This window comes from Limimaricola variabilis, assembly GCF_014195545.1.
Taxonomy (GTDB): domain Bacteria; phylum Pseudomonadota; class Alphaproteobacteria; order Rhodobacterales; family Rhodobacteraceae; genus Limimaricola; species Limimaricola variabilis.
On record NZ_JACIBX010000007.1, the window covers coordinates 87,380 to 109,867 of the forward strand.

At 69.1% G+C, this 22,488-nt stretch carries 16 protein-coding genes; 11 read left to right on the top strand and 5 right to left on the bottom strand.

What is annotated here, in order from left to right; all coding sequences use genetic code 11:
• Nucleotides 1-9: 9 nt before the first annotated feature.
• Both FHS00_RS10515 and FHS00_RS10520 read left to right on the top strand, forming a co-directional pair.
• On the top strand, nucleotides 10-1,170 hold the full coding sequence (locus FHS00_RS10515; protein ID WP_183472819.1) for a pyridoxal phosphate-dependent aminotransferase: 1,161 nt from the start codon (nucleotides 10-12) through the stop codon (nucleotides 1,168-1,170).
• 56 nt (nucleotides 1,171-1,226) lie between these two features.
• Nucleotides 1,227-2,381: an N-acetylmuramoyl-L-alanine amidase gene (locus FHS00_RS10520; protein WP_183473174.1), complete on the top strand. Its 1,155-nt coding sequence runs from the start codon at nucleotides 1,227-1,229 to the stop codon at nucleotides 2,379-2,381.
• A gap of 57 nt (nucleotides 2,382-2,438) precedes the next feature.
• Here the strand turns inward: FHS00_RS10520 and FHS00_RS10525 are convergent, their stop codons facing one another.
• Nucleotides 2,439-3,119 carry a class I SAM-dependent methyltransferase gene (locus FHS00_RS10525; protein ID WP_246391251.1) on the bottom strand — a complete coding sequence of 227 codons (681 nt, stop codon included), beginning with the start codon at nucleotides 3,117-3,119 and terminating at the stop codon, nucleotides 2,439-2,441.
• Between the two features lie 154 nt (nucleotides 3,120-3,273).
• On the opposite strand from FHS00_RS10525, the gene FHS00_RS10530 reads away from it, so the two are divergent.
• Together FHS00_RS10530 and prfB are read left to right on the top strand one after the other, a co-directional pair.
• Nucleotides 3,274-5,796 (top strand): PBP1A family penicillin-binding protein, encoded by a 2,523-nt coding sequence (locus FHS00_RS10530; RefSeq protein ID WP_183472822.1) that lies wholly within the window; start codon nucleotides 3,274-3,276, stop codon nucleotides 5,794-5,796.
• A gap of 92 nt (nucleotides 5,797-5,888) precedes the next feature.
• Complete coding sequence (gene prfB, locus FHS00_RS10535) at nucleotides 5,889-7,013, top strand: peptide chain release factor 2 (protein ID WP_183472825.1); 1,125 nt, start codon at nucleotides 5,889-5,891, stop codon at nucleotides 7,011-7,013.
• 534 nt (nucleotides 7,014-7,547) lie between these two features.
• Here the strand turns inward: prfB and FHS00_RS10540 are convergent.
• The 4 genes from FHS00_RS10540 to bcp form a co-directional block, all read right to left on the bottom strand.
• Entirely contained in the window at nucleotides 7,548-8,057 is a 510-nt protein-coding gene (locus FHS00_RS10540) for a bactofilin family protein (protein WP_183472828.1), read from the bottom strand.
• The gene (locus tag FHS00_RS10545) at nucleotides 8,047-9,378 is read right to left on the bottom strand and encodes a DUF5930 domain-containing protein (protein WP_183472831.1); all 1,332 of its coding nucleotides are present in this window, start codon (nucleotides 9,376-9,378) and stop codon (nucleotides 8,047-8,049) included. Before FHS00_RS10545 ends, FHS00_RS10540 begins: the two co-directional genes overlap by 11 nt.
• 210 nt (nucleotides 9,379-9,588) lie before the next feature.
• On the bottom strand, nucleotides 9,589-10,416 hold the full coding sequence (locus FHS00_RS10550; protein WP_183472834.1) for a DUF455 family protein: 828 nt from the start codon (nucleotides 10,414-10,416) through the stop codon (nucleotides 9,589-9,591).
• Complete coding sequence (gene bcp / locus FHS00_RS10555; protein WP_183472837.1) at nucleotides 10,413-10,898, bottom strand: thioredoxin-dependent thiol peroxidase; 486 nt, start codon at nucleotides 10,896-10,898, stop codon at nucleotides 10,413-10,415. Before bcp ends, FHS00_RS10550 begins: the two co-directional genes overlap by 4 nt.
• A 94-nt stretch (nucleotides 10,899-10,992) precedes the next feature.
• Here bcp and FHS00_RS10560 point away from each other — a divergent pair, with 94 nt between their 5' ends.
• The 7 genes from FHS00_RS10560 (at nucleotide 10,993) to uvrA (ending at nucleotide 22,434) form a co-directional block, all read left to right on the top strand.
• Nucleotides 10,993-14,295, top strand: coding sequence for an AsmA-like C-terminal region-containing protein (locus tag FHS00_RS10560; protein WP_183472840.1), 3,303 nt, complete (start codon nucleotides 10,993-10,995; stop codon nucleotides 14,293-14,295).
• A gap of 13 nt (nucleotides 14,296-14,308) precedes the next feature.
• Nucleotides 14,309-15,367: a tRNA preQ1(34) S-adenosylmethionine ribosyltransferase-isomerase QueA gene (queA, locus tag FHS00_RS10565; RefSeq protein WP_183472843.1), complete on the top strand. Its 1,059-nt coding sequence runs from the start codon at nucleotides 14,309-14,311 to the stop codon at nucleotides 15,365-15,367.
• Nucleotides 15,368-15,467: 100 nt separating this feature from the next.
• The gene (locus FHS00_RS10570) at nucleotides 15,468-16,745 is read left to right on the top strand and encodes an MFS transporter (protein WP_183472846.1); all 1,278 of its coding nucleotides are present in this window, start codon (nucleotides 15,468-15,470) and stop codon (nucleotides 16,743-16,745) included.
• Nucleotides 16,746-16,853: 108 nt separating this feature from the next.
• Nucleotides 16,854-17,465, top strand: a complete 612-nt coding sequence (locus FHS00_RS10575; RefSeq protein ID WP_183472849.1) for a DUF924 family protein — start codon at nucleotides 16,854-16,856, stop codon at nucleotides 17,463-17,465.
• Between the two features lie 99 nt (nucleotides 17,466-17,564).
• Complete coding sequence (lpdA, locus tag FHS00_RS10580; RefSeq protein WP_183472852.1) at nucleotides 17,565-18,959, top strand: dihydrolipoyl dehydrogenase; 1,395 nt, start codon at nucleotides 17,565-17,567, stop codon at nucleotides 18,957-18,959.
• A gap of 105 nt (nucleotides 18,960-19,064) precedes the next feature.
• Nucleotides 19,065-19,415, top strand: coding sequence for a peptidoglycan-binding domain-containing protein (locus FHS00_RS10585; RefSeq protein WP_183472855.1), 351 nt, complete (start codon nucleotides 19,065-19,067; stop codon nucleotides 19,413-19,415).
• Nucleotides 19,416-19,569: 154 nt separating this feature from the next.
• Nucleotides 19,570-22,434 (top strand): excinuclease ABC subunit UvrA, encoded by a 2,865-nt coding sequence (gene uvrA, locus FHS00_RS10590; RefSeq protein ID WP_183472858.1) that lies wholly within the window; start codon nucleotides 19,570-19,572, stop codon nucleotides 22,432-22,434.
• The last annotated feature ends 54 nt before the right edge of the window (nucleotides 22,435-22,488 follow it).

Genomic DNA, 22,488 nt, shown 5'->3' on the forward strand with positions numbered 1-22,488 from the left:
GAGCGGATCATGCGGAACTCAAGGCGCGGACAGGTCGATCCCTTTATCGTGATGGACGTGATGGAGGCGGCGCGGCAGGCCGAGGAGGCGGGCCGCCACGTCATCCATATGGAGGTCGGCCAGCCCGGCACCGGCGCCCCGCGCGAGGCGGTGGAGCGGCTGGCCCGCGACATGGCGGCGGGGCCGATGGGCTATACCGTGGCGCTCGGCCTGCCGGAGCTGCGGGCGCGAATCGCGCGCCATTACGGCGAGTGGTACGATGTCGATCTCGACCCGGCGCGGGTGGTGGTGACCTCCGGCGCCTCCGGGGCGTTCCTGCTCAGCTTCACGCAGCTTTTCGACACCGGGGCGCGAGTGGGACTGGGGGCACCATGCTACCCCTCCTACCGGCAGATCCTCAAGGCGCTCGACATGGCGCCGATCGACATCCCGACCACGCTGGAGAGCCGGATGCAGCCGGTGCCCGGTGACATCGCAGCCCATGTGCTCGACGGGCTGGTGCTGGCCTCGCCCTCCAACCCGGCGGGCACGATGCTTGATCGGGCCGGGCTCGAGGCGCTGGCGGGGGCCTGCGCCGAAGGCGAGGCCGCGCTGATCTCCGACGAGATCTATCACGGCATCGGCGGGCGCGGCACCTCGGTGCTGGAAGTCACCGACGAGGCGCATGTGATCGGCTCCTTCTCCAAGTATTTCTCGATGACCGGCTGGCGGGCGGGCTGGCTGATCGTGCCGCCCGAGCATGTGCGCGGCATCGAGCGGATCGCCCAGAACATGTTCATCTGCACCTCGCACGCCTCCCAGCGGCTGGCGCTGCACGCGATGGACTGCACCGAAGAGCTGGAGGCGAACGCCGCCGTCTATGCCGCCAACCGCGCGCTGATGCTCGACGGCCTGCCCAAGGCGGGCTTCACCCGCTTCGCGCCGCCCGACGGCGCCTTCTACGTCTATGCCGACGTCTCGGACTTCACCGATGACAGCCGCGCCTTCGCGGCCGAGATCCTCGATGAGGCGAATGTCGCGGTGACGCCCGGGCTCGATTTCGATCCGCGCGACGGACATCGCTGGATCCGCTTCTCCTATGCCCGCGCCACCGCCGACATCGAGGAGGGGCTGGCGCGCCTCGCCCGCTTCATGGCGGCGCGGGGCCATGCCGGGGCAGGCGCCGCGTGAGGCGTCTGCGTCGCCGCATCGCCCGGACGGTGAAGCCAATCGGTTTGGCGCTGCTGATGGCCGGGCCACTCGCGGCGCAGGAGTTCACCGGCCTCGCTCGGCTCGACGCCGATGAGAGCGCGGTGATCGACCGGCGCGGCGGCGGGGTCGAGATCGAGCTGGCGCTGAGCCAGGCCGTGCCGTGGCGGGTCTTCACGCTGGATGCGCCGCGCCGTCTCGTCCTCGACTTCTCGGAGGTGGACTGGGCCGGGGCCGATCCGGCGGCGCTGCTCTCGGCCGACAATGCCGGTCCGGTCCGGCTCGGGCAGGCGCGGCCGGGCTGGTCGCGCCTCGTACTCGACCTCGCGGCACCGATGAGCGTCGACAGCGCCGGGATGCGGGTGGAGGGGCAGGGGGCACGGCTCACCGTGATCCTCTCGCCGGTCAGCGAGGCCGATTTCGCCGCCACCGCCCGCGCCCAGGACCCGGCCGGGACCGCGCTGCCGCCGCCCGTGGCCGAAGCGCCCGGACCCCTCGTCGTGGCGATCGATGCCGGCCATGGTGGCGTCGATCCGGGCGCGATGCGCGAGGGGCTGGTGGAGGCCGAGCTGATGCTGCGGCTGGCGCGCGAAACCGCCGATGCGATCAACCGCACCGGGACGATGCGGGCCGTGCTGACCCGCGACGCCGACGCCTTCGTGCCGCTCACCGAGCGGATGACCATCGCGCGGGCGGCGGGGGCCGATCTGCTGTTGTCGCTGCATGCCGACGCGCTGGAGGAGGACGAAGCCTCGGGCGGCTCGGTCTACACGCTCTCGGCCGAAGCGCTGGACCGCGCCTCCTCGCGCATGGTCGAGCGTCACCAGCGGGGCGACCTGCTGGGCGGCGTCGATCTCAGCCGGCAGGACGACCGGGTCGCCACCGCGCTGATGGATCTAGCCCGGCTCGACACCGCACCGCAGAGCGAGCGGCTGGCGCAGGCGCTGGTCGCGGCGCTGGAGACGGCGGGGGCGCATCTCAACTCGCGGCCGCGCCGCAGCGCCCCGCTCGCCGTGCTCAACGCCGCCGATTTCCCCTCGGTGCTGGTCGAGGTGGGCTTCCTGTCGAATGCGGGTGACCGCGCCCGGCTGACGAATCCTACCAGCCGGGCGCGCATCGTCGCCGGGCTGGTCTCGGGTCTGTCCGCCTGGGCCGCCGAAGAAGCAGCGCGCGCGCCGCTCAGGCGTCGCTGAAACGCGAACGGCCCGCGCCGTGGCGCGGGCCGTCCTCGAAGCTGTGGGCGTGGGCCGTCAGCCCTTCTTGGCGGGCTTCGGACCTTCCTCGCGCGGCAGGCCGTCGAAGCGGGCGAGCCAGACCGAATGCATGCCGCAATCGGGATCCTCGGGGATGAAGGCCAGCGGCTTGAAGCCGTGCATCTCCAGCAGACCCTTGTAGGTCTTGGGGCTGAGGCTTTCGTGGAAGATCGGCTTGCCCGCCACGTCGCCGATCGCCGTGCCGGCCGAGGGGCCGGAGGTGAACATCAGCGCGCAGCCCGGCGCCGCGTGCTCGGCAAAGACCGGGAACATCGCCTGCTGATCGGGGCCGGACAGGTGAAAGAAGCTGTCCCAGGCGAGGATCGCGTCGAACTTCTCGGACAGGCGCAACCCGCGCATGTCGTGGTGGAAGGCACGGGCGCGCGGCAGGTTCCTCTGGAACATGCCCAGCATCACCCGCGACGCGTCGACGCCGGTCACCTCCGCACCGCGATCGGCGATGTACTGGGCGATCGGCGCGCCGGAGCCGCAGCCGAGGTCAAGCACCCGGCGCCGGCCGCCATTGCGCGGCGCGGCAGCCAGCATCCGGTCGACCCAGCGACGCTCGATCAGGCGGCGGTCGCGCGACTTGGCCCAGTCGGGCCCGACCTGTTCATAGGTGGCGATCACGTCGTCGGGCGTGGCGCGGCGGGACGGTGTGGTTTCGGTGGCCATCATGTGCACCCTTTTGGGTTCGAGCTGGCGCGAGCGCAATCCCCTCGCCAAAGCGTGACCCCGCTTTCGGGCGTTTTGCCGCCGATTTCAAGCCCTGCGCTTTTGACCCGGAGCGGGCGCTTGCCTATAAGCCGGAACATTCCTCCCGGAGAACCCTGTGCTGCGCTTCATCATGTCCTTTCTCGGCGGCATCTTTTCGATGCTGACCCTCGGCTTCGCCATGGGCGCGCTGACGCTCGGCGCGATCTTCTACGTCTACGGACGCGACCTGCCGAGCTACGAGACGCTGGCGCAGTACACGCCGCCGACGATCAGCCGGGTCTATGACGGCGAGGGGCACATCCTCGACGAGTTCGCTACCGAGCGGCGTCTCTTCACCCCCGCCGAGGAAATCCCGGACCTGGTCAAGCACGCCTTCGTCTCGGCCGAGGACCAGAATTTCTACGTCCACTCCGGATTCGACGTGAAGGGCATCGTTGCCGCCGGGGTCGAGGCTGTGCGCTCGCGCGGCGAGGACATCCGCGGCGCCTCGACGATTACGCAGCAGGTGATGAAGAACTTCCTGCTCGACGGCTCGCGCACCCTCGAGCGCAAGATCAAGGAACTGATCCTCGCGGTCCGGATCGAGGGCGCGATGCCCAAGGAGCGGATTCTCGAGCTCTATCTCAATGAGATCTTCCTCGGTCAGAACTCCTATGGCGTCACCGCCGCGGCGCAGACTTATTTCAACAAGCCGCTCGCGCAGCTCGAGCCGGGCGAGGCCGCCTATCTCGCGGCGCTGGCGCAGCGGCCCGGCAACCTGCACCCGGTGCGGCAGTATTCGGACGCGGTGAACCGCCGCAACTACGTGCTGCGCCGGATGTACGAGGACGGCTATATCGACGAGGCCGCCTATCGCGAGGGGCGTGGCCTGCCGCTCAACACCGTGCAGTCGGGCGACATCGAGAGCTTCCGCGCCGCCCTGCCGCCGCGCGACTACTTCACCGACGAGGTGCGCCGCCAGCTTTCGGCCGAATTCGGCGAGGACGAGTTCTTCGGCGGCGGCCTCTCGATCCGCGCCACGCTGGATGGCGAGCTGCAGATCGAGGCGGCGCATGCGCTGCAGCGCGCGCTCGAGCAGTATGACCGCGGGCTGGGCCGCTGGCGCGGCACCGGCGAGTCGATCCCGGTCGAGACGCTGGATGACGAGATCGCCTGGCGCACCGCGCTGTCGGAGGTCGACGTGCCCCGTGACGTGACGCTCGAGAGCCCCTGGCTGCCGGCCGTGGTGATGGAAGTGGGCGAGAGCGAGATGCGCCTCGGCATCGAGGGGCTGGCCGATGACGGCTCCGAGCCGCATGTCGTGCCGCGCGACGACATCTCCTGGATCAAGGGCAGCTTCGCCGAAAATTTCGAGCGCGGCGACGTGGTGCTGGTGCGCCGGATGGTTTCCGACGACGACGGCAGCTTCATCCGCTGGACGCTGCGCCAGACGCCGCGCGTGCAGGGCGCCTTCATGGCGATGGACGTCAACACCGGCCGGGTGCTGGCGATGCAGGGCGGCTTCTCCTACCAGGACAGCGTGTTCAACCGCGCCACCCAGGCGATGCGCCAGCCCGGCTCCTCCTTCAAGCCCTTCGTCTACGCGGCCGCGCTCGACAGCGGCTACACCCCGGCGACGATCATCGTCGACGCCCCGATCGAGATCAACACGCCGCAGGGCATGTGGCGGCCGCAGAACGCCTCCAACAAGTTCTACGGCCCGACCCCGCTCCGCACCGGCATCGAGCAGTCGCGCAACATCATGACGATCCGGCTCGCGCAGGAGGTCGGCATGGATACCGTCGCCGATTACGGCGAGCGCTTCGGCGTCTACGACGATCTCGGCCCCTATCTGTCGAACGCGCTGGGCGCGCAGGAGACGACGCTGTTCAAGATGGTCGCGGCCTACGCCATGTTCGCCAATGGCGGCGAGCGGGTGGAGCCGACGCTGGTCGACCGGGTGCAGGACCGTTACGGCAACACGCTGTATCGCCATGACCAGCGCAACTGCGTCGACTGCTCGCTGCCCGAGCTGCCGGCCGGCGCCGCGCCAACCATCCAGTCGAACCGCGAGCGGATCATGAACGCGGTCACCGCCTACCAGCTCACCTCGATGATGGAGGGGGTGGTCAAGCGCGGCACGGCGCGCGGCGTCAACCTGCCGGTGCCGATCGCCGGCAAGACCGGCACCACCAACGACGCCAAGGACGTCTGGTTCGTGGGCTTCTCCTCGAACATCGTGGCGGGCTGCTACATCGGCTACGACAACCCGCGCTCGCTGGGCTCGGGGGCTTCCGGTGGCGGTATCTGCGGCCCGGTCTTCGAAAGCTTCATGCGCAGCGCCATCGAGCGCTTCGGCGGCACCGAGTTCCCGGTTCCGGACGAATGCCAGTTCATCAAGATCGACCGCTTCTCGGGTGCCCGGCTGCCCGACGGCGCCGCGGGCGACAACGTGATCTCGGAGTGCTTCCGGATGGGCGAGGAGCCGCTCTTCGGCGTGGCCTTCGACGGCGGCTTCGAGATGTCGGGCGACCTGCCGCTCTACGAGGAGGCCGGCGGCAACAAGCCGGCCAAGAAGGTCACCACCTCGACCGGCAACACCGCCACGGTGGGCCCCAAGGCGAGCTTCGGCACGCTGTCCTCGGGCGGTCTCTACTGATCGCTTCGGCGCGCGCCTCGCTTGCCGGGGCGCGCGGGCCGCGCTATCACGCCCCTCAATTCCAAGCCCATCCAGCCAGCGAGGCACCGATCATGCGCGCAGAGACGCAAGCCCACATCGCCGCCATCGAGAAGTCGCTGGGGCTCCTGGCCAAGCGCATGGGCCGCGAGACCGCGGCGCATCGGCTCGAGGAGTTCGACGCGCGGGTCGAGGATCCGACCCTGTGGGACGACCCGGCCGCGGCCCAGAAGCTGATGCGCGAGCGCCAGGCGCTGCTCGACAAGATGGGCACCTATGACCAGATCAGCCAGGGCCTGAAGGACAATGTCGAGCTGATCGAGCTTGGCGAGATGGAGGGCGACGAGGAAATCGTCGCCGAGGCCGAGGCCGCGCTCAAGGCGCTGCGCCAGACCGCCGGGGCCAAGGAGCTCGAGGCGCTGCTCGACGGCGAGGCAGACGCCAACGACACCTTCCTCGAGATCAATGCCGGCGCCGGCGGCACCGAGGCCTGCGACTGGGCGCAGATGCTGCAGCGGATGTATGTGCGCTGGGCCGAGAAGCACGGCTACGAGGTCGAGATGCAGTCCGAGGAAGCTGGCGGCGAGGCGGGCATCAAGTCGGTCGCCTACAAGATCTCCGGCCCCAACGCCTATGGCTGGCTGAAGTCGGAATCGGGCGTGCACCGGCTGGTGCGGATCTCGCCCTTCGGCAAGGGCACGCGCGAGACCTCCTTCGCCTCCGTCTGGGTCTATCCGGTGGTCGACGACAACATCGAGATCGAGGTGAACCCCTCCGACATCCGGGTCGATACCTATCGCTCCTCGGGCGCGGGCGGCCAGCACGTCAACACGACCGACTCGGCGGTGCGGATCACCCACATGCCGACCGGCATCGTCGTGACCTCGTCGGAGAAGTCGCAGCACCAGAACCGCGACATCGCGATGAAGGCACTGAAGTCCCGGCTCTACCAGATGGAGCTCGACCGCCGGAACGCCGAGATCAACGCCCAGCACGACGCCAAGGGCGATGCGGGCTGGGGCAACCAGATCCGCTCCTACGTGCTGCAGCCCTACCAGATGGTGAAGGACCTGCGCACGGGGCACGAGACCTCCGACACGCAGGGCGTGCTCGACGGCGACCTCGACGGCTTCATGGCCGCGACGCTGGCCGGACAGGTCTCGGGCAAGAGCCGCGCCGAGGCCACGGCCGAGGAGTGATCGGCGCCGGGCAGGGCCGCCTGTGCGATGCCCATGCCCGTTTCGCGATGTGTAGAGGTGTGGCCCGGCCCGGCGGCGGGGTCAGCCTGTATAGACGACCAATCCCTGAAAACTGAATTCGGCGTTGAACGGCTGGATGACCCGAAATCGGCCTCGACCGGTGTTGCCTCCTCCTGCGCGGACGACAACTCCGGCAGGCGGTCTGATAGGGCAGGGGCTGCGGCGCGGGCTTTGGTCTCTCAGCTATGTTGGTCTGGGCCTGCGCAAATGCCTTCGGCGCGAGTTCGTCGCTCACATTGAGCACGAGGATCTGCGCCGCCGCGCCCGGTCGCTCCACTTACAGAATTACGGCCATGCGCAGCGTGTCAGCGGAGCCCGCCGAGGCCGAGCGGCGGCGGCGCATCCCGCCACAGAACGGAAATGATCGGCCTCGCTCATCAGAAGCTCCGGCGGGGTGCGATGGAGGACGGCCGCCAAAGAAAAAGGGCGCCCCGGTGTCCCGGCGCGCCCCTGTCGTCGATCCCGTGATCGATCTCAGTCGTGACCGCCCTCGGCGATCGACGGCTTCGGCAGCGGCTTGGGCGTGCCGGTGGTGTTCAGCGGGTCTTCCTGACGCTGCACCGAGCCCTCGAAATGCGCGCCGCTCTCGATCGCGATGGTCTTGTGGATGATGTCGCCCTCGACACGGGCGGTAGAGGTGAGCCGCACCTTGAGGCCGCGCACCCGGCCGACGATCCGGCCGTTGATGACGACGTCGTCGGCCACAAGCTCACCGCGCACGGTGGCGCCTTCGCCGACGGTCAGCAGGTGGGCGCGGATGTCGCCCTCGATCTGACCCTCGACCTGGATGTCGCCGGTGGTCTTGACGTTGCCCTTGATGTGCAGGTCGGCCGAGAGGACCGATGCCGGCGGCTTGGCCTTGGGCGCGGCGGGACGGTAATCCTGCGATCCTTGCGGCTGCGCGGGCTTGGTGGTGGCGTCCATCTGGGGGGTCCCTTCGGCTGTCCTCGGTCCGGGCTCGTTGATCTTGCTCTTAGAAAACATCTTTTCCAGCTCGTATGTAGGTCATGGGATTGACGGGAGTCCCACCGACGCGCACCTCGTAATGGAGGTGGGGCCCGGTCGATCGTCCGGAGTTGCCCATATCACCGATCCGCTCGCCGCGCGATACCCTTTGGCCGACCTTGACGTGGATCTTGTTGAGATGTGCGTAACGGGTCTCGATCCCGAACTCGTGCTGGATCTTGATCAGCCGGCCATAACCCGAGGCCCAGCCGGCGCTGACCACCACGCCATCCGCGGTCGAATAGACCGGGGTGCCGATCGGGGCGGCGAAGTCGGCGCCCGCATGCAGCCGGCCCCAACGCTGCCCGAAGCCCGAGGTGAAGCGGAAGCGGTCCTTCACCGGCTGGGCGAATGGCGCCTTGGAGGCGGCGATGCGGTAGAGGTTGATCTCGTCCATCTTGCCGAGCAGGGCGTTGGCCCGGTCGGCGTTCTCGGCGGCGTGATCGCCATGGTCGGCATGCGCGCCCATGGTGGAGAACTGGATCGGGGTCAGTGGGCCGACGCCGTTATAGCCCTTGCGCACCTGCCGGAGCATGGCGTCGGGGTCCATGCCGGCGGCGCGGAACATCTCGCCCAGCGGCTCGACCGAGACGGTCATCGCCTCTTCGAGCTGGCGGAAGATCTCGTCATTGCGCTCGGTCATCAGCCGCAGCTCGAGCTGCATCTCGTTGGCCTGCTCGAAAGCGAGCTGCGCGTCCTCGGCGATCCGGTCGCGCTCTTCGGCGGTGTCGGCCAGCGCGCCGGACAGGATGTCGAGCGTGCCCTCGACCGATGCCGCGTCGGCGCCGCCGGGCAGGGTGCCGCCCTCGGCCAGCGCCAGTCGGGCTTCCTCGGCGGCGTCACGGGCGACTTCGCGCTCCTGGATGGTGCGGCGCAGCGCGGCCTGCACCACTTCGAGCCCGGTCTCCATTTCGCGGCGCCGGTCCTCTGAGGCCAGCAGTTCGCTCTGCATGGTCGAGATCTGTTCGAGCGCGGTGGAGAAGCGTTCCTGGGCGGCGGCGGCCTCGGCGGCGCGCAGGTCGCGCTCGGCCGAAAGGGAATTGAGCCGCTCTTCGTAGATCATCTGATCGCGCTGGGCTTGGGCACGGAAGTTGCCGGAGCCGATCGAGTCCATCAACACGATCGCGGTCGCGGTGATGGTCCAGCCGACCATCAGCGTCGTGCCGGTCCAGGCGATCAGCTGGGTGGAGGGGTGGAGCCGGATGAACCGGGTTTCGGTGTCCGAGCGCAGAAACAGCCGCCGTTCGGGAAACCGACGCTCGAGCGCCGCGTGAAGTTTCTGTGCCAGTTTGGTCCGCACCCGTCCGTCCCCGTGTTGCCCCGGTCACAGCCTCTCTTTTTCGAGAGCGCCGCGAACGAGGTGTTAACGGCCGCTCGAAAGCCTCGCAACTGCTTTGCCCCGAGTCGGCGGAACGGGAGGGGAACGGGGGTAGAAAAGTGGCGGGATACCGCCGATGCTGCGGCAGGGTCACGCGTCGTGGCAAAACCGCAACTTCGTCCCTGCCGCCAGTCAGTTGTGGCGTCCCGGCGTCTCTTCAGCCAGCGGCCAGTAGAAGTCCGGCGGCAACCCGGCCTCGGCGCGCTTCTCCTCGTTGAAGGGCGGCTTGAGCTTGGCGTGGAAATGCTTCCGCACCAGATCGCGAAACAGCGGCGCCGGGTCGAGCTCGTGCCTGCCGCAGAGGTAGTTGAACCATTTCGCGCCATAGGAGACGTGGTGCACCTCCTCGGCATAAATGACCTCGAGCGCCGCCACGGTGTCGGCGTCGCCCGCCTTGCGAAAGATGTCGATCATGCCCGGCGTCACGTCGAGGCCACGCGCCTCCAGCACCATCGGCACCACGGCGAGCCGCGCCATCAGGTCGGTGGCGGTGTCCTCGGCGGCGCGCCACATGCCGGCATGGGCGGGCAGGGCGCCGTAATGGCTGCCCAAGCTCTCCAGCCGGTCGCACAGTAGGTTGAAGTGCTTGGATTCCTCGTCCGCCGCCTGCACCCAGTCGTCGAAATAGCCCAAGGGAAGCGGTGTGGCGGCAAAGCGCGCCACCACGTCCCAATGCAGGTCGACCGCGTTCAGCTCGATATGCGCGACGGCATGGATCAGCGCGATCCGCCCGTGCTCCGAGCCGGGCCGGCGCTTCGGCATGTCGCGCGGCGCCAGAAGCTCGGGCCGCGCCGGTCGCGCCGGACGATCGGGCGGGGTGGCGTCGCCGATGGCGAGCGGCGCGCCGGCGGCTCGGCTCTCACGCCAAAGCTTCGCCGCCGCATGCGAACGCGCGGTCTTTTCACGGCCGTCGGCGGTCGACAGCACTTCGACCGCCAGCTCGGTGAGGGTGCGGCTCACAGCGCGCGCACCGCGTCGAGCACCTCTTCGGCGTGGCCTGCCACCTTCACTTTGGGCCAGACCCGCGCCACCTTGCCCTCGGCATCGATCAGGAAGGTGGTCCGCTCGATCCCCATGAAGGTCTTGCCGTACATCTTCTTCTCGACCCAGACGCCGTAGCGTTCGCAGACGTCGCTCTCGGCATCCGACAGCAGAGTCACGCCGAGATCGTATTTGTCGCGGAATTTCTCGTGCTTGGCGATCGTGTCCTTGGACACGCCGAGCACCCGCGCCCCGGCGAGCTGAAGCTCCGAGCCCAGCGCGGTGAAGGCCTGCGCCTGCTTGGTGCAGCCCGACGTGTCGTCGCGCGGGTAGAAATAGAGCACGACCGGCGCGCCGCGATGCGCCGACAGCCGTACCTCGCCGCCGCCGTCGCGCGGCAGGGAAAAGTCGGGCGCGGGTTGGCCCGCCAGCGGCCGGGGGTCCGTCATCGTGTCGCTCATGGCGCATCCTCGCTGTCGTGAACGGGCAACGGTGGCCCTCGGGGGCTCAGGCATCTACGCTGTGGCAGACGAAATCAAGAGGCCAAGGCCGGTCTTGCCGCACCACCCGATCAGGTCACGACCGTCCCACCCGCGCCGTCCGCGCGGGCTCGGCGCTGCCACGGTGCTGCGGCGCGGGATCGGTGCGGGGGCGGGGCTGCTGACGGCGCTGATCGGCTTGCCGCTCGCGCTGGCGCTGACCCTGCCGCTGCTGCTGGTTGGCCAGACGGTGACCGCGCCGGGCTGGATCACCGCGCGGGTCGAGGCGCAGGCTGCGACCATGCTGGCCGGAGGCGGCATCGATTTCGGCGAGATCGCGCTGACCCTCGGGCACGACCTGCATCCCCGCGTGACTCTGCACGACACCGTGCTGCGCGACGCCGATGGCGGGGTTCTGGCCCGGGTCCCCGAGGTCGAGGCGCTGTTCAGCCCGCGCGGGCTGCTCTTCGAGCGCAGCGTGCTGGCGCAGGAGGTGGTGCTGCGCGGGGCCGAGATCGGGCTGCGACGCGACCCGGACGGCCGGTTGGCGCTCCGCTTCGAGGCAGCGGGCGGGGCCGGCGGCGAGGGGTTGGCCGGCCTGCTGACCCGGATCGACCGGCTGGCCGCACGGCCCGGCCTCGCTGCGCTGGAGCGGATCCGGATCGAGGATCTGGCGATCGACTATGTCGACGACCGGGCGCGGCGGCGCTGGACCAGCGGAACCGGGCGGCTCGCGCTCGACATGCGCGCGGGCATGCGGCTGACGGGACGGCTGCCATTGACGGCGACGGGGCAGGGCCGGCCCGGCCTTTTGGCGCTGAGCTATGACCGCCCGGCGGGGTCCGAGGATGCCGAACTGCGGCTGATCCTCGACCGGGTGTCGAGCCGTGACATCGCCACGCAGCACCCGGCGCTCAACGTACTGTCGGTGCTCGATGCGCCGGTCTCGGCGCGGCTGCGGGGGCGGATCGGCATGGATGGCACGCCCGGTCCCGTTTCTGCCACGCTGCGGCTCGACGCGGGTGCCCTGGCGCCGAGGCAGGGCGGCGAGCCGCTGCGCTTCGACGGGGCGGAGCTGGCGCTGCGCTTCGATCCCGACACCGCGCATCTCGCTCTGACCCGCGTCGCCGCGCGCGGCGAGATGGGCCGCATCGAGGGCCATGGCGAGGCCTATCTGCGCGACTTCGCGTCCGGCTGGCCCGAGACGGTCGAGGCGGAGCTCCAGCTCGACCGGCTGGCGCTGTCCGAGCGGATCGGCCTGCCGGGGCCGGTAGAGCTCGACGAGGCCGCTGCCACGCTGCGGCTGCGGCCCGCGCCCTTCGACCTCGAGATCGAAAGCCTGTCGGCTACGGATGCGATCGGCGGCGCGCGGGTCGCGGCCTCGGGGCGCGTCACCCATGACGGCCCGGGTTGGCAGGCGACGCTTGAGGCCCATGCCGACCAGCTCGGACGCGACCGGCTGCTGGCGCATTGGCCGCCCGGGTTCAGGCCGGGCACACGCGAATGGATCGCCGGGCGGATCCCCGAGGCGCGGCTGCGCGACCTCGCATTGACGCTCGACCGCGCGCCGGGCGAGGCGCCCCGGATCCGCCTCAGCCACGGCTTCGAGGAGGCGCGGCTGCGGCCGCTCGACGGAATGCCGCCGATCACCGGCGCGGCGGGTCGGCTGGTGCTCGGCGAGGGGGCCTTGCAGGTCGATCTCGACGCGGGCGAGGTGACCGCGCCGGAAGGGGGGCGGATCGACCTCGCGGGCTCGCGCTTTGCCATTCCTGAGCTGGGCGGGTCGCGCCCCCAGGGGCGGATCGAGCTTGCGGGAGAGGGCGCCGCAACCGCGATGCTCTCGCTGATCGACCAGCCGCCGCTGCGCGTGATGCAGAAGGCTGGCAAGCCGGTCGACATGATAGACGGCACAGCCTCGGCCCGCGCCGTGATCGAACTGCCGCTGGGCGGGCCGGTCACGCCCGAGCAGGTGAACTGGGCGGTCGACGGGGTGCTGAGCGATGCCACCAGCGGGGCGATCCTGCCCGGGCGGCGGATCGCGGCCACGCGGCTCGAGGTCACGGCCGGGCCGGAGCGGCTGGAGATCAAGGGGCCTCTGACCCTCGACGGGCTGCCTGCCGACGTCACCTATCTCCAGCCGCTGGGCCCAGCGGCCGAGGCGGCGCGGCTCGACGGGTCGGTCGAGCTGTCGCAGCGCTTTCTCGACACCTTCGGCATAGCCCTGCCCGAAGACAGCCTCGGCGGCAGCGGCCATGCCCATCTGTCGATGACCCTGCCGCGCGGCGCGCCGCCCGTGGTCGAGCTGACCTCCGATCTGGCCGGGGTGGCGCTCCGGATCCCGGCCCTCGGGTGGGCGATCGCACCGGGCACCACCGGCCGGATCGAGGTCGCGGCGACGCTGGATGCGACGCCACGGGTCGACCGGATCGCGCTCGATGCGGGCGGGCTGTCGGCGCGCGGCAGCCTGCGACTGCGGCCCCAGGGCGGGCTCGACCGCGCCCGGTTCGACCGGCTGCGGCTGTCGGACTGGCTCGACGTCACGGCCGATCTGGTCGGGCGCGGAGCAGGCGAGACGGTTGGGATCGAGATCCGCGGCGGCGCGCTCGACCTGCGCCGCGCGTCGTTTGGATCGGGGGGCGGCGGCGATGGCGGCCCGGTCGAGATCGCGCTCGACCGGTTGCGGGTGACCGAAGCGGTGACGCTGACGGACTTCCGGGGGAGCTTTTCGACGCGCGGCGGCTTTTCGGGCCGCTTCGGCGCACAGGTCAACGGCGCGGCGCCGGTCTCGGGGCTGGTGGTCCCGGATGGCGGCCGCGCGGCGGTGCGGGTCACCGGCGCCGATGCCGGCGCGGTGCTGCGCGCTGCCGGGCTCTACGGCACCGCCACGGGCGGTGTGCTCGACCTGATGCTGTTGCCGGAGGACGCGCCGGGGCATTACAGCGGCACGCTCGACGTCGCCGGGCTGCGGGTGCGCGACGCGCCGGCCATCGCCCAGCTTCTGGACGCGATCTCGGTGGTGGGTCTGCTGCAGCAGCTCGACGGCAAGGGGCTGGCCTTCGACCGCATCCTCGCCTCGTTCCGGCTGACCCCCGAGACGCTCGACATCGCGCAGGCCAGCGCCACCGGGCCGGGCCTTGGCATTTCGCTCGACGGGCGCTACAGCCTCGGCACCCGGCGCATGGCCTTTGCAGGCGTCGTCTCGCCCTTCTACCTCGTCAATTCGCTGGGCTCCTTCCTGACCCGGCCGGGCGAGGGCCTGATCGGCTTCAACTACACGCTGGGCGGCACGCCCGAGGCGCCACAGGTCTCGGTCAACCCGCTCTCGGCGCTCACCCCCGGCATGTTCCGCGAGATCTTTCGCAGGGCGCCGCCGACCTGATCCGAGGACGACCATGAAGCTGTCGGATTTCGACTTCGACCTGCCCGAGGAGCTGATCGCCACCCGGCCCGCGCGGCCGCGCAGCTCGGCCCGTCTGCTGCTGGCGCAGGGAGATGCGATCGAGGATCGCATCGTCTCCGATCTGACTTCCATCCTGCAGCCCGGCGACCGGCTGGTGCTCAACGACACCAAGGTGATCCCGGCCCGGCTTTCGGGGCAGCGCTCGCGCCCCGGTGCTGCGGGCGAGGGCGTGGCCCGGATCGAAGTCACTCTGCTGAGTCCGCGCCCCGACGGCACCTGGAACGCGCTGATCAAGCCGCTCCGGAAGCTGCGCGAAGGCGAGGTGATCGAGTTCTCCGACCGGCTTTCGGCCGAGCTGGTGGCGCGTGACGAGGGGCAGGGCGTGCTGCGCTTCGATCTCGAGGGCGACGCCTTCGACCGTGCGCTGCAGCAGGTCGGCGCGATGCCGCTGCCGCCCTATATCGCCGCCAAGCGCGCTGCCGACGAAAGCGACCGCGAGGACTACCAGACCGTCTGGGCCGCGCGCCCCGGCGCCGTCGCCGCACCCACCGCCTCCCTGCATTTCGACGAGGCGCTGATGGCGGCGCTCGCCGCGCGCGGCGTCGACTTCACCCATGTCACCCTGCATGTCGGCGCCGGCACCTTCCTGCCGGTCAAGGTCGACGACATCCGCGAGCACCGGATGCATGCCGAATGGGGCGAGGTGACCGAGGTCGCGGCGGCCGAGATCGCCGCCACCCGCGCCGCCGGCGGCCGGGTGATCCCGGTCGGCACCACCGCGCTGCGGCTGATCGAGAGCGCGGCACGCGGCGGCGAGATCGCGCCCTGGCGCGGCGAGACCGACATCTTCATCACCCCGGGCTTCGAATTCCGCGTGGCCGACGGGCTCATGACCAACTTCCACCTGCCGAAATCGACGCTGATGATGCTGGTCTCGGCGCTGATGGGGGTGGAGGAGATCCGCAGGATCTATTCCCACGCGATTGCCGAGCGCTACCGTTTCTTCTCCTATGGCGACGCATCCCTTCTCTTGCCGCGCGGTCAGGGCTGAGCGCGCTTCGCAAGAGCTTCATGAGACGTCGCTTTGATGCGAGACGCGGGGCGAGTCGGACGGCTAGCCCGGCGAGGCCGACGGCAGGAAAGGCAGAGTCATGATACAGGTTCTGGGCAGCTCCTGGGCGCTCTTCATCGGCATGTTCATGTTGATGATCGGCAACGGCCTGCAAGGCACGCTGCTGGGCCTGCGCGGCGAGATCGAGGGCTTCTCGACGCTCGAGATGTCGGTGATCATGTCGGCCTATTTCGCGGGCTTCCTGTTCGCCTCGCGCTACGCGCCGAGGATGATCCGCCGTGTCGGCCATGTCCGCGTCTTCGCGGCGCTGGGCTCGACCATCTCGGCGGTGCTGATCCTTTATCCCACCCTGGCCGAGCCCTGGGCCTGGACGCTGGGCCGGGTGGCGATCGGCTTCTGCTTCTGCGGCGTCTACATCACCGCAGAGAGCTGGCTCAACGACGCCGCCAGCAACGAGAATCGCGGCAAGGCGCTGTCGCTCTACATGATCGTGCAGATGGCCGGCATCGTCATGGCGCAGTACCTGGTGACGCTGGGCGACGTGTCGGGCTTCATCCTGTTCATCATCCCCTCGGTGCTGGTGTCGATGGCCTTTGCGCCGATCCTGCTCTCGGTCAGCCCGGCGCCGGTGTTCAACACCACCAAGCCGCTGCCGATCCGGCGGCTGATCGACGCCTCGCCGCTGGCCTGCATGGGGATGTTCCTGCTCGGGGGCGTCTTCGCCGCGCAGTTCGGCATGTCGGCGGTTTACGGCGCGCGGGCCGGGCTGTCGGTGGCGCAGATCTCGCTGCTGGTCTCGATCACCTATGTCGGCGCGCTGGTGCTGCAATTCCCGATCGGCTGGCTGTCGGACCGCATCGACCGGCGCTGGCTGATCCTCGGCCTGTCGGCGGTGGGCGGTGCAGGCGCGCTTATGTCCTTCCTGCTGCCCGGCCATGTGACGCTGATCCTGATCTCGGCGGCGCTGGTCGGCGGCACCTCGAACCCGCTCTACGCGCTGCTGATCGCCTATGCCAACGACTACCTCGACCGCGAGGACATGGCCGCGGCCTCGGGCGGCCTGCTGCTGATCAACGGCGTCGGCGCGATCGCGGGACCGCTTCTGGTGGGCTGGATGCTCGACAATGTCGGCGCGCATGGCTTCTGGGCCTTCATCGCCGTGCTGATGCTGGGTCTCGCGGGCTATGCGCTGTGGCGGATGCTGCGCCGTCCGGATCGCGGCGTCGATGTCGCCGACACGGTCAGCTACGCGCCGATCGCCGCCACCGCCTCGGCGGTCGCCGCCGAGGTCGCGCAGGAGGTCTATATCGAGCACGAGATCGAGCAGCAGGAAGAGGCGCGCGACGACGCAGCCTGACCGCCGATGCGCCGAAACGAGGCGTAATTGTCACGGAACGCGCATCGGCGCTTGACCCGTGCCGGGGTTGGGGCAGGTTTGTGGGCACCACCGATCAGGAGGACCACCATGACCGCCACCCCCGTCACCGCCCAGGCCGAGGCGCCGACCGAGGCCGAGAAGGTGCTCGCCTTCTGGCTCGAAGAGGTCGAGCCGAGGCAGTGGTACGTCGCCGACGAGGCGCTCGACGCCACGATTCGCGACCGCTTCGGCAAGCTGTGGGACCGCGCCGAGGAGGGTGCGCTGGGCCATTGGTTGACCGAACCCAACGGCGCGCTGGCCTATATCATCGTCACCGACCAGTTCGCGCGCAACATCTGGCGCGACGATGCCCGTGCCTTCCAGCTCGATGAGCAGGCCCGCTCGGTCGCCAAGCTCGCCATCGACAATGGCTGGGACCTCGAGATCGTGCCGCCGGGGCGGCAGTTCTTCTACCTGCCGCTGATGCATTCCGAGAATCTCGTCGATCAGGACCGCGCGGTGCGGCTGTTCCACGAGCGCATGCCCGAGGCCAAGGACAACCTTCTGCACGCCCGCGCCCATCGCAAGGTGATCCGCGAATTCGGCCGCTTCCCCTTCCGCAACGCGGCGCTGGGCCGCGAAACCACGGATGCCGAGCGCGAATGGCTCGAAGCGGGCGGCTACGGCGCGGTGATAAAGCGGCTCAAATCCGAAAGCTGACGCTACGCAAACCAGCCATGCGTCTCCCCGTCTGGAAGCCCGGCAGAAAGTGGTTTAGCGTCAAACCAATTTTGCCGGACCGCCGAGGAGGAACACCGAATGGCCGCCAAGAACTTCGACGTGATCGTGATCGGGGCTGGCCCCGGCGGCTATGTCGCCGCGATCCGCGCCGCCCAGCTGGGCAAGAAGGTCGTGATCGTCGAGCGCGAGAACCTGGGCGGCATCTGCCTCAACTGGGGCTGCATCCCGACCAAGGCGATGCTGCGCTCCTCCGAGGTGTTCCACCTCATGCACCGGGCCAAGGAGTTCGGGCTCAAGGCAGAGAGCATCGGCTACGATCTCGACGCGGTGGTCAAGCGCTCGCGCGGGGTGGCCAAGCAGCTGTCCTCCGGCATCGGCCACCTGATGAAGAAGAACAAGATCGAGGTGGTGATGGGCGAAGCCACCATCCCCGCCAAGGGCAAGGTCACGGTCAAGACCGAGAAGGGCAGCGAGGAGCTGACCGCCAAGAACATCGTTCTCGCCACCGGCGCCCGCGCCCGCAACCTGCCGGGCCTCGAAGCCGATGGTGATCTGGTCTGGTCCTACCGCCACGCGCTGGTGCCGCCGCGCATGCCCAAGAAGCTGCTCGTCATCGGCTCGGGCGCGATCGGCATCGAATTCGCCAGCTTCTACAACACGCTGGGCGCCGAAACGACGGTGGTCGAGGTGATGGACCGGATCCTGCCGGTCGAGGATGCCGAGATCTCCACCTTCGCCAAGAAGCAGTTCGTCAAGCAGGGCATGACGATCATGGAGAAGGCCACGGTCAAGCAGCTCGACTGCGGCAAGGGCAAGGTCACCGCCCATATCGAATCCAAGGGCAAGACCGAGACCCACGAGTTCGACACGGTGATCTCGGCCGTCGGCATCGTCGGCAACACCGAAGGCCTCGGCCTCGAGGAGCTGGGCGTGAAGATCGACCGCACCCACGTGGTGACGGACGAGTACTGCCGCACCGGTGTCGAGGGGCTCTATGCCATCGGCGACATCGCCGGCGCGCCCTGGCTGGCGCACAAGGCGAGCCATGAGGGCGTCATGGTGGCCGAACTGATCGCCGGCGAGCATCCGCACCCGGTCAAGCCCGAGAGCATCGCCGGCTGCACCTATTGCCAGCCGCAGGTCGCCAGCGTCGGCTACACCGAGGCCAAGGCCAAGGAATTGGGCTACGAGGTCCGGGTTGGCCGCTTCCCCTTCATCGGCAACGGCAAGGCGATCGCGCTGGGCGAGGCCGAGGGCATGGTCAAGACCGTGTTCGACGCCAAGACCGGCGAGCTTCTGGGCGCCCACATGGTCGGGGCCGAGGTGACCGAGCTGATCCAGGGCTACATCGTCGGCCGCACGCTCGAGACCACCGAAAAGGAGCTGATGGAAACGGTGTTCCCGCATCCGACGCTCTCCGAGATGATGCATGAAAGCGTGCTCGACGCCTATGGCCGGGCGCTCCACTACTGAGCGACGCCGCAGCGCAGGATCACTTTTGCCCCCGGTCCGGAAGGCCGGGGGCATTTTCTGTTAGACTGCCCCCCTCGGGATCATCCCGGGAGTTTAGGGGGTACCATGCGATTTCCGGCATTTCTCGTGGCTGCGGCCGTGGCCGCAGTGGCACCGGCACAGGCAGCCGATCTCGACCGCGAGGGCATATTCGAGGTGCAGGTCCTGCTCCGGCATCTGGGGCATGACCCGGGCGGCATCGACGGCGTGGCGGGGCCGGCTCTCGCCCACGCGATCCGCGCCTTTCAGGCAGAGCAGGGCCTGCCGGTGACCGGGCGGGCCGACGCCGAACTGCAGGCCGTGCTGCAACTGCTCGCCGCCGGCAACGAGCGGCGCGCCTTTCTCTCCACACCACCGCCGATCCGCATGGGGTTCTGGCAACGCCATGCCTGGCCATCGCGGATGGGCGGCTACTGAACACCACCGCACGAAAGCGTGAGGTTTGCCGCGCCCAACAGGGCTGCGGCAAACCGCGCAGCCCTGCCATGCGTTCATGTCTCGTTCTCATTTCGCGGTTGGCGATCGGGCTCTGAAGTCCTATGTTCCGGGCTGGACATCGCTGGGGTGGGCAATGGCGGAATTGAAGCGGATCGAGGTGCGCGGCGCGCGCGAGCACAATCTCAAGAACATCGACGTGGATATCCCGCGCGACGAGCTCGTCGTGATCACCGGGCTGTCGGGTTCGGGCAAGTCGAGCCTCGCCTTCGACACGATCTATGCCGAGGGGCAGCGCCGCTACGTCGAGAGCCTGTCGGCCTATGCACGGCAGTTCCTCGACATGATGGAGAAGCCCGACGTCGATCACATCTCGGGGCTCAGCCCCGCGATTTCGATCGAGCAGAAGACGACGTCGAAGAACCCGCGCTCCACCGTCGGTACCGTCACCGAGATCTACGACTATCTCCGCCTGCTCTTTGCCCGCGTCGGCACGCCCTATTCGCCGGCCACCGGCCTGCCGATCGAGGCGCAGCAGGTGCAGGACATGGTCGACCGGGTCATGGCGATGGAGGAGGGCACGCGCGGCTACCTGCTCGCGCCGATCGTCCGCGACCGCAAGGGCGAGTACAAGAAGGAGTTCGTCGAACTCCGGAAGCAGGGCTTCCAGCGGGTCAAGGTCAACGGCGAGTTCCACGAACTCGAGACCCCGCCCACGCTCGACAAGAAATTCCGCCACGACATCGACGTGGTGGTCGACCGGATCGTGGTGCGCGAGGGGCTGGAGACGCGGTTAGCAGATTCGTTCCGCACCGCGCTCGACCTCGCCGATGGCATTGCGATCCTCGAGACCGCGCCCAAGGAGGGCGAGGGCGAGCCGGAGCGGATCACCTTCTCCGAGAAGTTCGCATGCCCCGTCTCGGGCTTCACCATCCCCGAGATCGAGCCGCGGCTGTTCTCGTTCAACGCGCCCTTCGGCGCCTGTCCCTCCTGCGACGGCCTCGGCGTCGAGCTGTTCTTCGACGAGCGGCTCGTCGTGCCCGACGTGACGCTGAAGGTCGCGGACGGGGCGATCGCGCCGTGGCGCAAGGGCAAGACGCCCTATTTCCTGCAGACCATCGAGGCGATCTCCAAGCATTACGGCGTCTCCAAGACCGCGCGCTGGAAAGACCTGCCCGAGAACGTGCGCGAAGTCTTCCTGCGCGGCTCCGGCGAGGAGGAGATCGACTTCCGCTACGATGATGGCGGCAGGGTCTACAAGGTCAGCCGCCCTTTCGAGGGCGTGATCCCCAATCTCGAGCGGCGCTACTGCGAGACCGACAGCTCCTGGGTCCGCGAGGAGATGGAGCAGTACCAGAACAACCGGGCCTGCGGCGCCTGCGGCGGCTTCCGCCTGCGCGACGAGGCGCTGGCGGTGCGGATCGCCGGGCTGCATGTCGGCCAGGTGGTGCAGATGTCGATCCGCGAGGCCCATGAGTGGTGCGAAACCGTGCCCGCGAGCCTCACCAACCAGAAGAACGAGATCGCCCGCGCCATCCTCAAGGAGATCCGCGAGCGGCTCGGCTTCCTCAACAATGTCGGCCTCGACTACCTGACGCTGTCGCGCAACGCCGGCACGCTGTCGGGCGGCGAGAGCCAGCGCATCCGGCTGGCCTCGCAGATCGGCTCGGGCCTCACCGGCGTGCTCTACGTGCTCGACGAGCCGTCGATCGGCCTGCACCAGCGCGACAATGACCGGCTGCTGACCACGCTCAAGAACCTGCGCGACCAGGGCAATACGGTGATCGTGGTCGAGCATGACGAGGAAGCGATCCGCGAGGCGGATTACGTCTTCGACATGGGGCCGGGCGCGGGCGTGCATGGCGGTGCAATCGTGTCGCACGGCACGCCGGCCGAGATCATGGCCGACCCGGAGTCGGTCACCGGCCAGTATCTGAGCGGTCGGCGCGAGATCGCCGTGCCGGCCCAGCGGCGGGAGGGCAACGGCAAGGCCCTTACCGTGGTGAAGGCCACCGGCAACAATCTCAAGCAGGTCACGGTCGATTACCCGCTGGGCAAGTTCGTGGCCGTCACCGGCGTGTCGGGCGGCGGCAAGTCGACCCTGACCATCGAGACGCTCTACAAGAACGCGGCGATGAAGCTCAACGGCGCGCGGCAGGCGCCCGCACCTTGCGAAACCATCAAGGGCTTCGAGCATCTCGACAAGGTGATCGACATCGACCAGCGGCCGATCGGCCGGACGCCGCGCTCGAACCCGGCCACCTATACCGGCGCCTTCACCCCGATCCGCGACTGGTTCGCCGGTCTGCCCGAGGCCAAGGCGCGCGGCTACAAGCCGGGGCGCTTCTCCTTCAACGTGAAGGGCGGCCGCTGCGAGGCCTGCCAGGGCGATGGTGTCATCAAGATCGAGATGCACTTCCTGCCCGACGTCTACGTCACCTGCGAGACCTGCAAGGGCCAGCGCTATAACCGCGAGACGCTGGAGGTGAAGTTCAAGGGCAAGTCGATCGCCGATGTGCTCGACATGACGGTCGAGGACGCGCAGGCCTTCTTCTCGGCCGTGCCGTCGATCCGCGAGAAGATGGACGCCCTGTGCCGGGTCGGTCTGGGCTACATCAAGGTCGGCCAGCAGGCGACGACGCTCTCGGGCGGCGAGGCGCAGCGGGTGAAGCTGTCCAAGGAGCTGGCGCGCCGTTCGACGGGGCGCACGCTCTACATCCTCGACGAGCCGACGACCGGCCTGCATTTCGAGGATGTGCGCAAGCTTCTGGAAGTGCTGCACGAGCTGGTGGAGGCGGGCAACACCGTCGTGGTGATCGAGCACAATCTCGACGTGGTGAAGACCGCCGACTGGATCATCGACATCGGCCCCGAGGGCGGCGATGGCGGCGGAACGGTGGTGGCGACCGGCACCCCCGAGGAGGTCAGCACCGTCGAGGCGAGCCATACCGGCCGCTACCTCGGCCCGATGCTCAAATCCCGAAAGATGGCCGCCGAATAACCGGCGCGACGATCAAGACAGAAGGGCCGCCCCGGGGGGCGGCCCTTTCGCGTT

What these genes read in the sequence shown, in the direction of transcription:
- FHS00_RS10515 (WP_183472819.1), top strand. Translation starts at nt 10, where the DNA reads ATGCGGAACTCAAGGCGCGGACAGGTCGATCCCTTTATCGTGATGGAC.
- FHS00_RS10520 (WP_183473174.1), top strand. Translation starts at nt 1,227, where the DNA reads ATGGCCGGGCCACTCGCGGCGCAGGAGTTCACCGGCCTCGCTCGGCTC.
- FHS00_RS10525 (WP_246391251.1), bottom strand. Translation starts at nt 3,119, where the DNA reads ATGATGGCCACCGAAACCACACCGTCCCGCCGCGCCACGCCCGACGAC.
- prfB (WP_183472825.1), top strand. Translation starts at nt 5,889, where the DNA reads ATGCGCGCAGAGACGCAAGCCCACATCGCCGCCATCGAGAAGTCGCTG.
- FHS00_RS10540 (WP_183472828.1), bottom strand. Translation starts at nt 8,057, where the DNA reads ATGTTTTCTAAGAGCAAGATCAACGAGCCCGGACCGAGGACAGCCGAA.
- bcp (WP_183472837.1), bottom strand. Translation starts at nt 10,898, where the DNA reads ATGAGCGACACGATGACGGACCCCCGGCCGCTGGCGGGCCAACCCGCG.
- queA (WP_183472843.1), top strand. Translation starts at nt 14,309, where the DNA reads ATGAAGCTGTCGGATTTCGACTTCGACCTGCCCGAGGAGCTGATCGCC.
- FHS00_RS10570 (WP_183472846.1), top strand. Translation starts at nt 15,468, where the DNA reads ATGATACAGGTTCTGGGCAGCTCCTGGGCGCTCTTCATCGGCATGTTC.
- FHS00_RS10575 (WP_183472849.1), top strand. Translation starts at nt 16,854, where the DNA reads ATGACCGCCACCCCCGTCACCGCCCAGGCCGAGGCGCCGACCGAGGCC.
- lpdA (WP_183472852.1), top strand. Translation starts at nt 17,565, where the DNA reads ATGGCCGCCAAGAACTTCGACGTGATCGTGATCGGGGCTGGCCCCGGC.
- FHS00_RS10585 (WP_183472855.1), top strand. Translation starts at nt 19,065, where the DNA reads ATGCGATTTCCGGCATTTCTCGTGGCTGCGGCCGTGGCCGCAGTGGCA.
- uvrA (WP_183472858.1), top strand. Translation starts at nt 19,570, where the DNA reads ATGGCGGAATTGAAGCGGATCGAGGTGCGCGGCGCGCGCGAGCACAAT.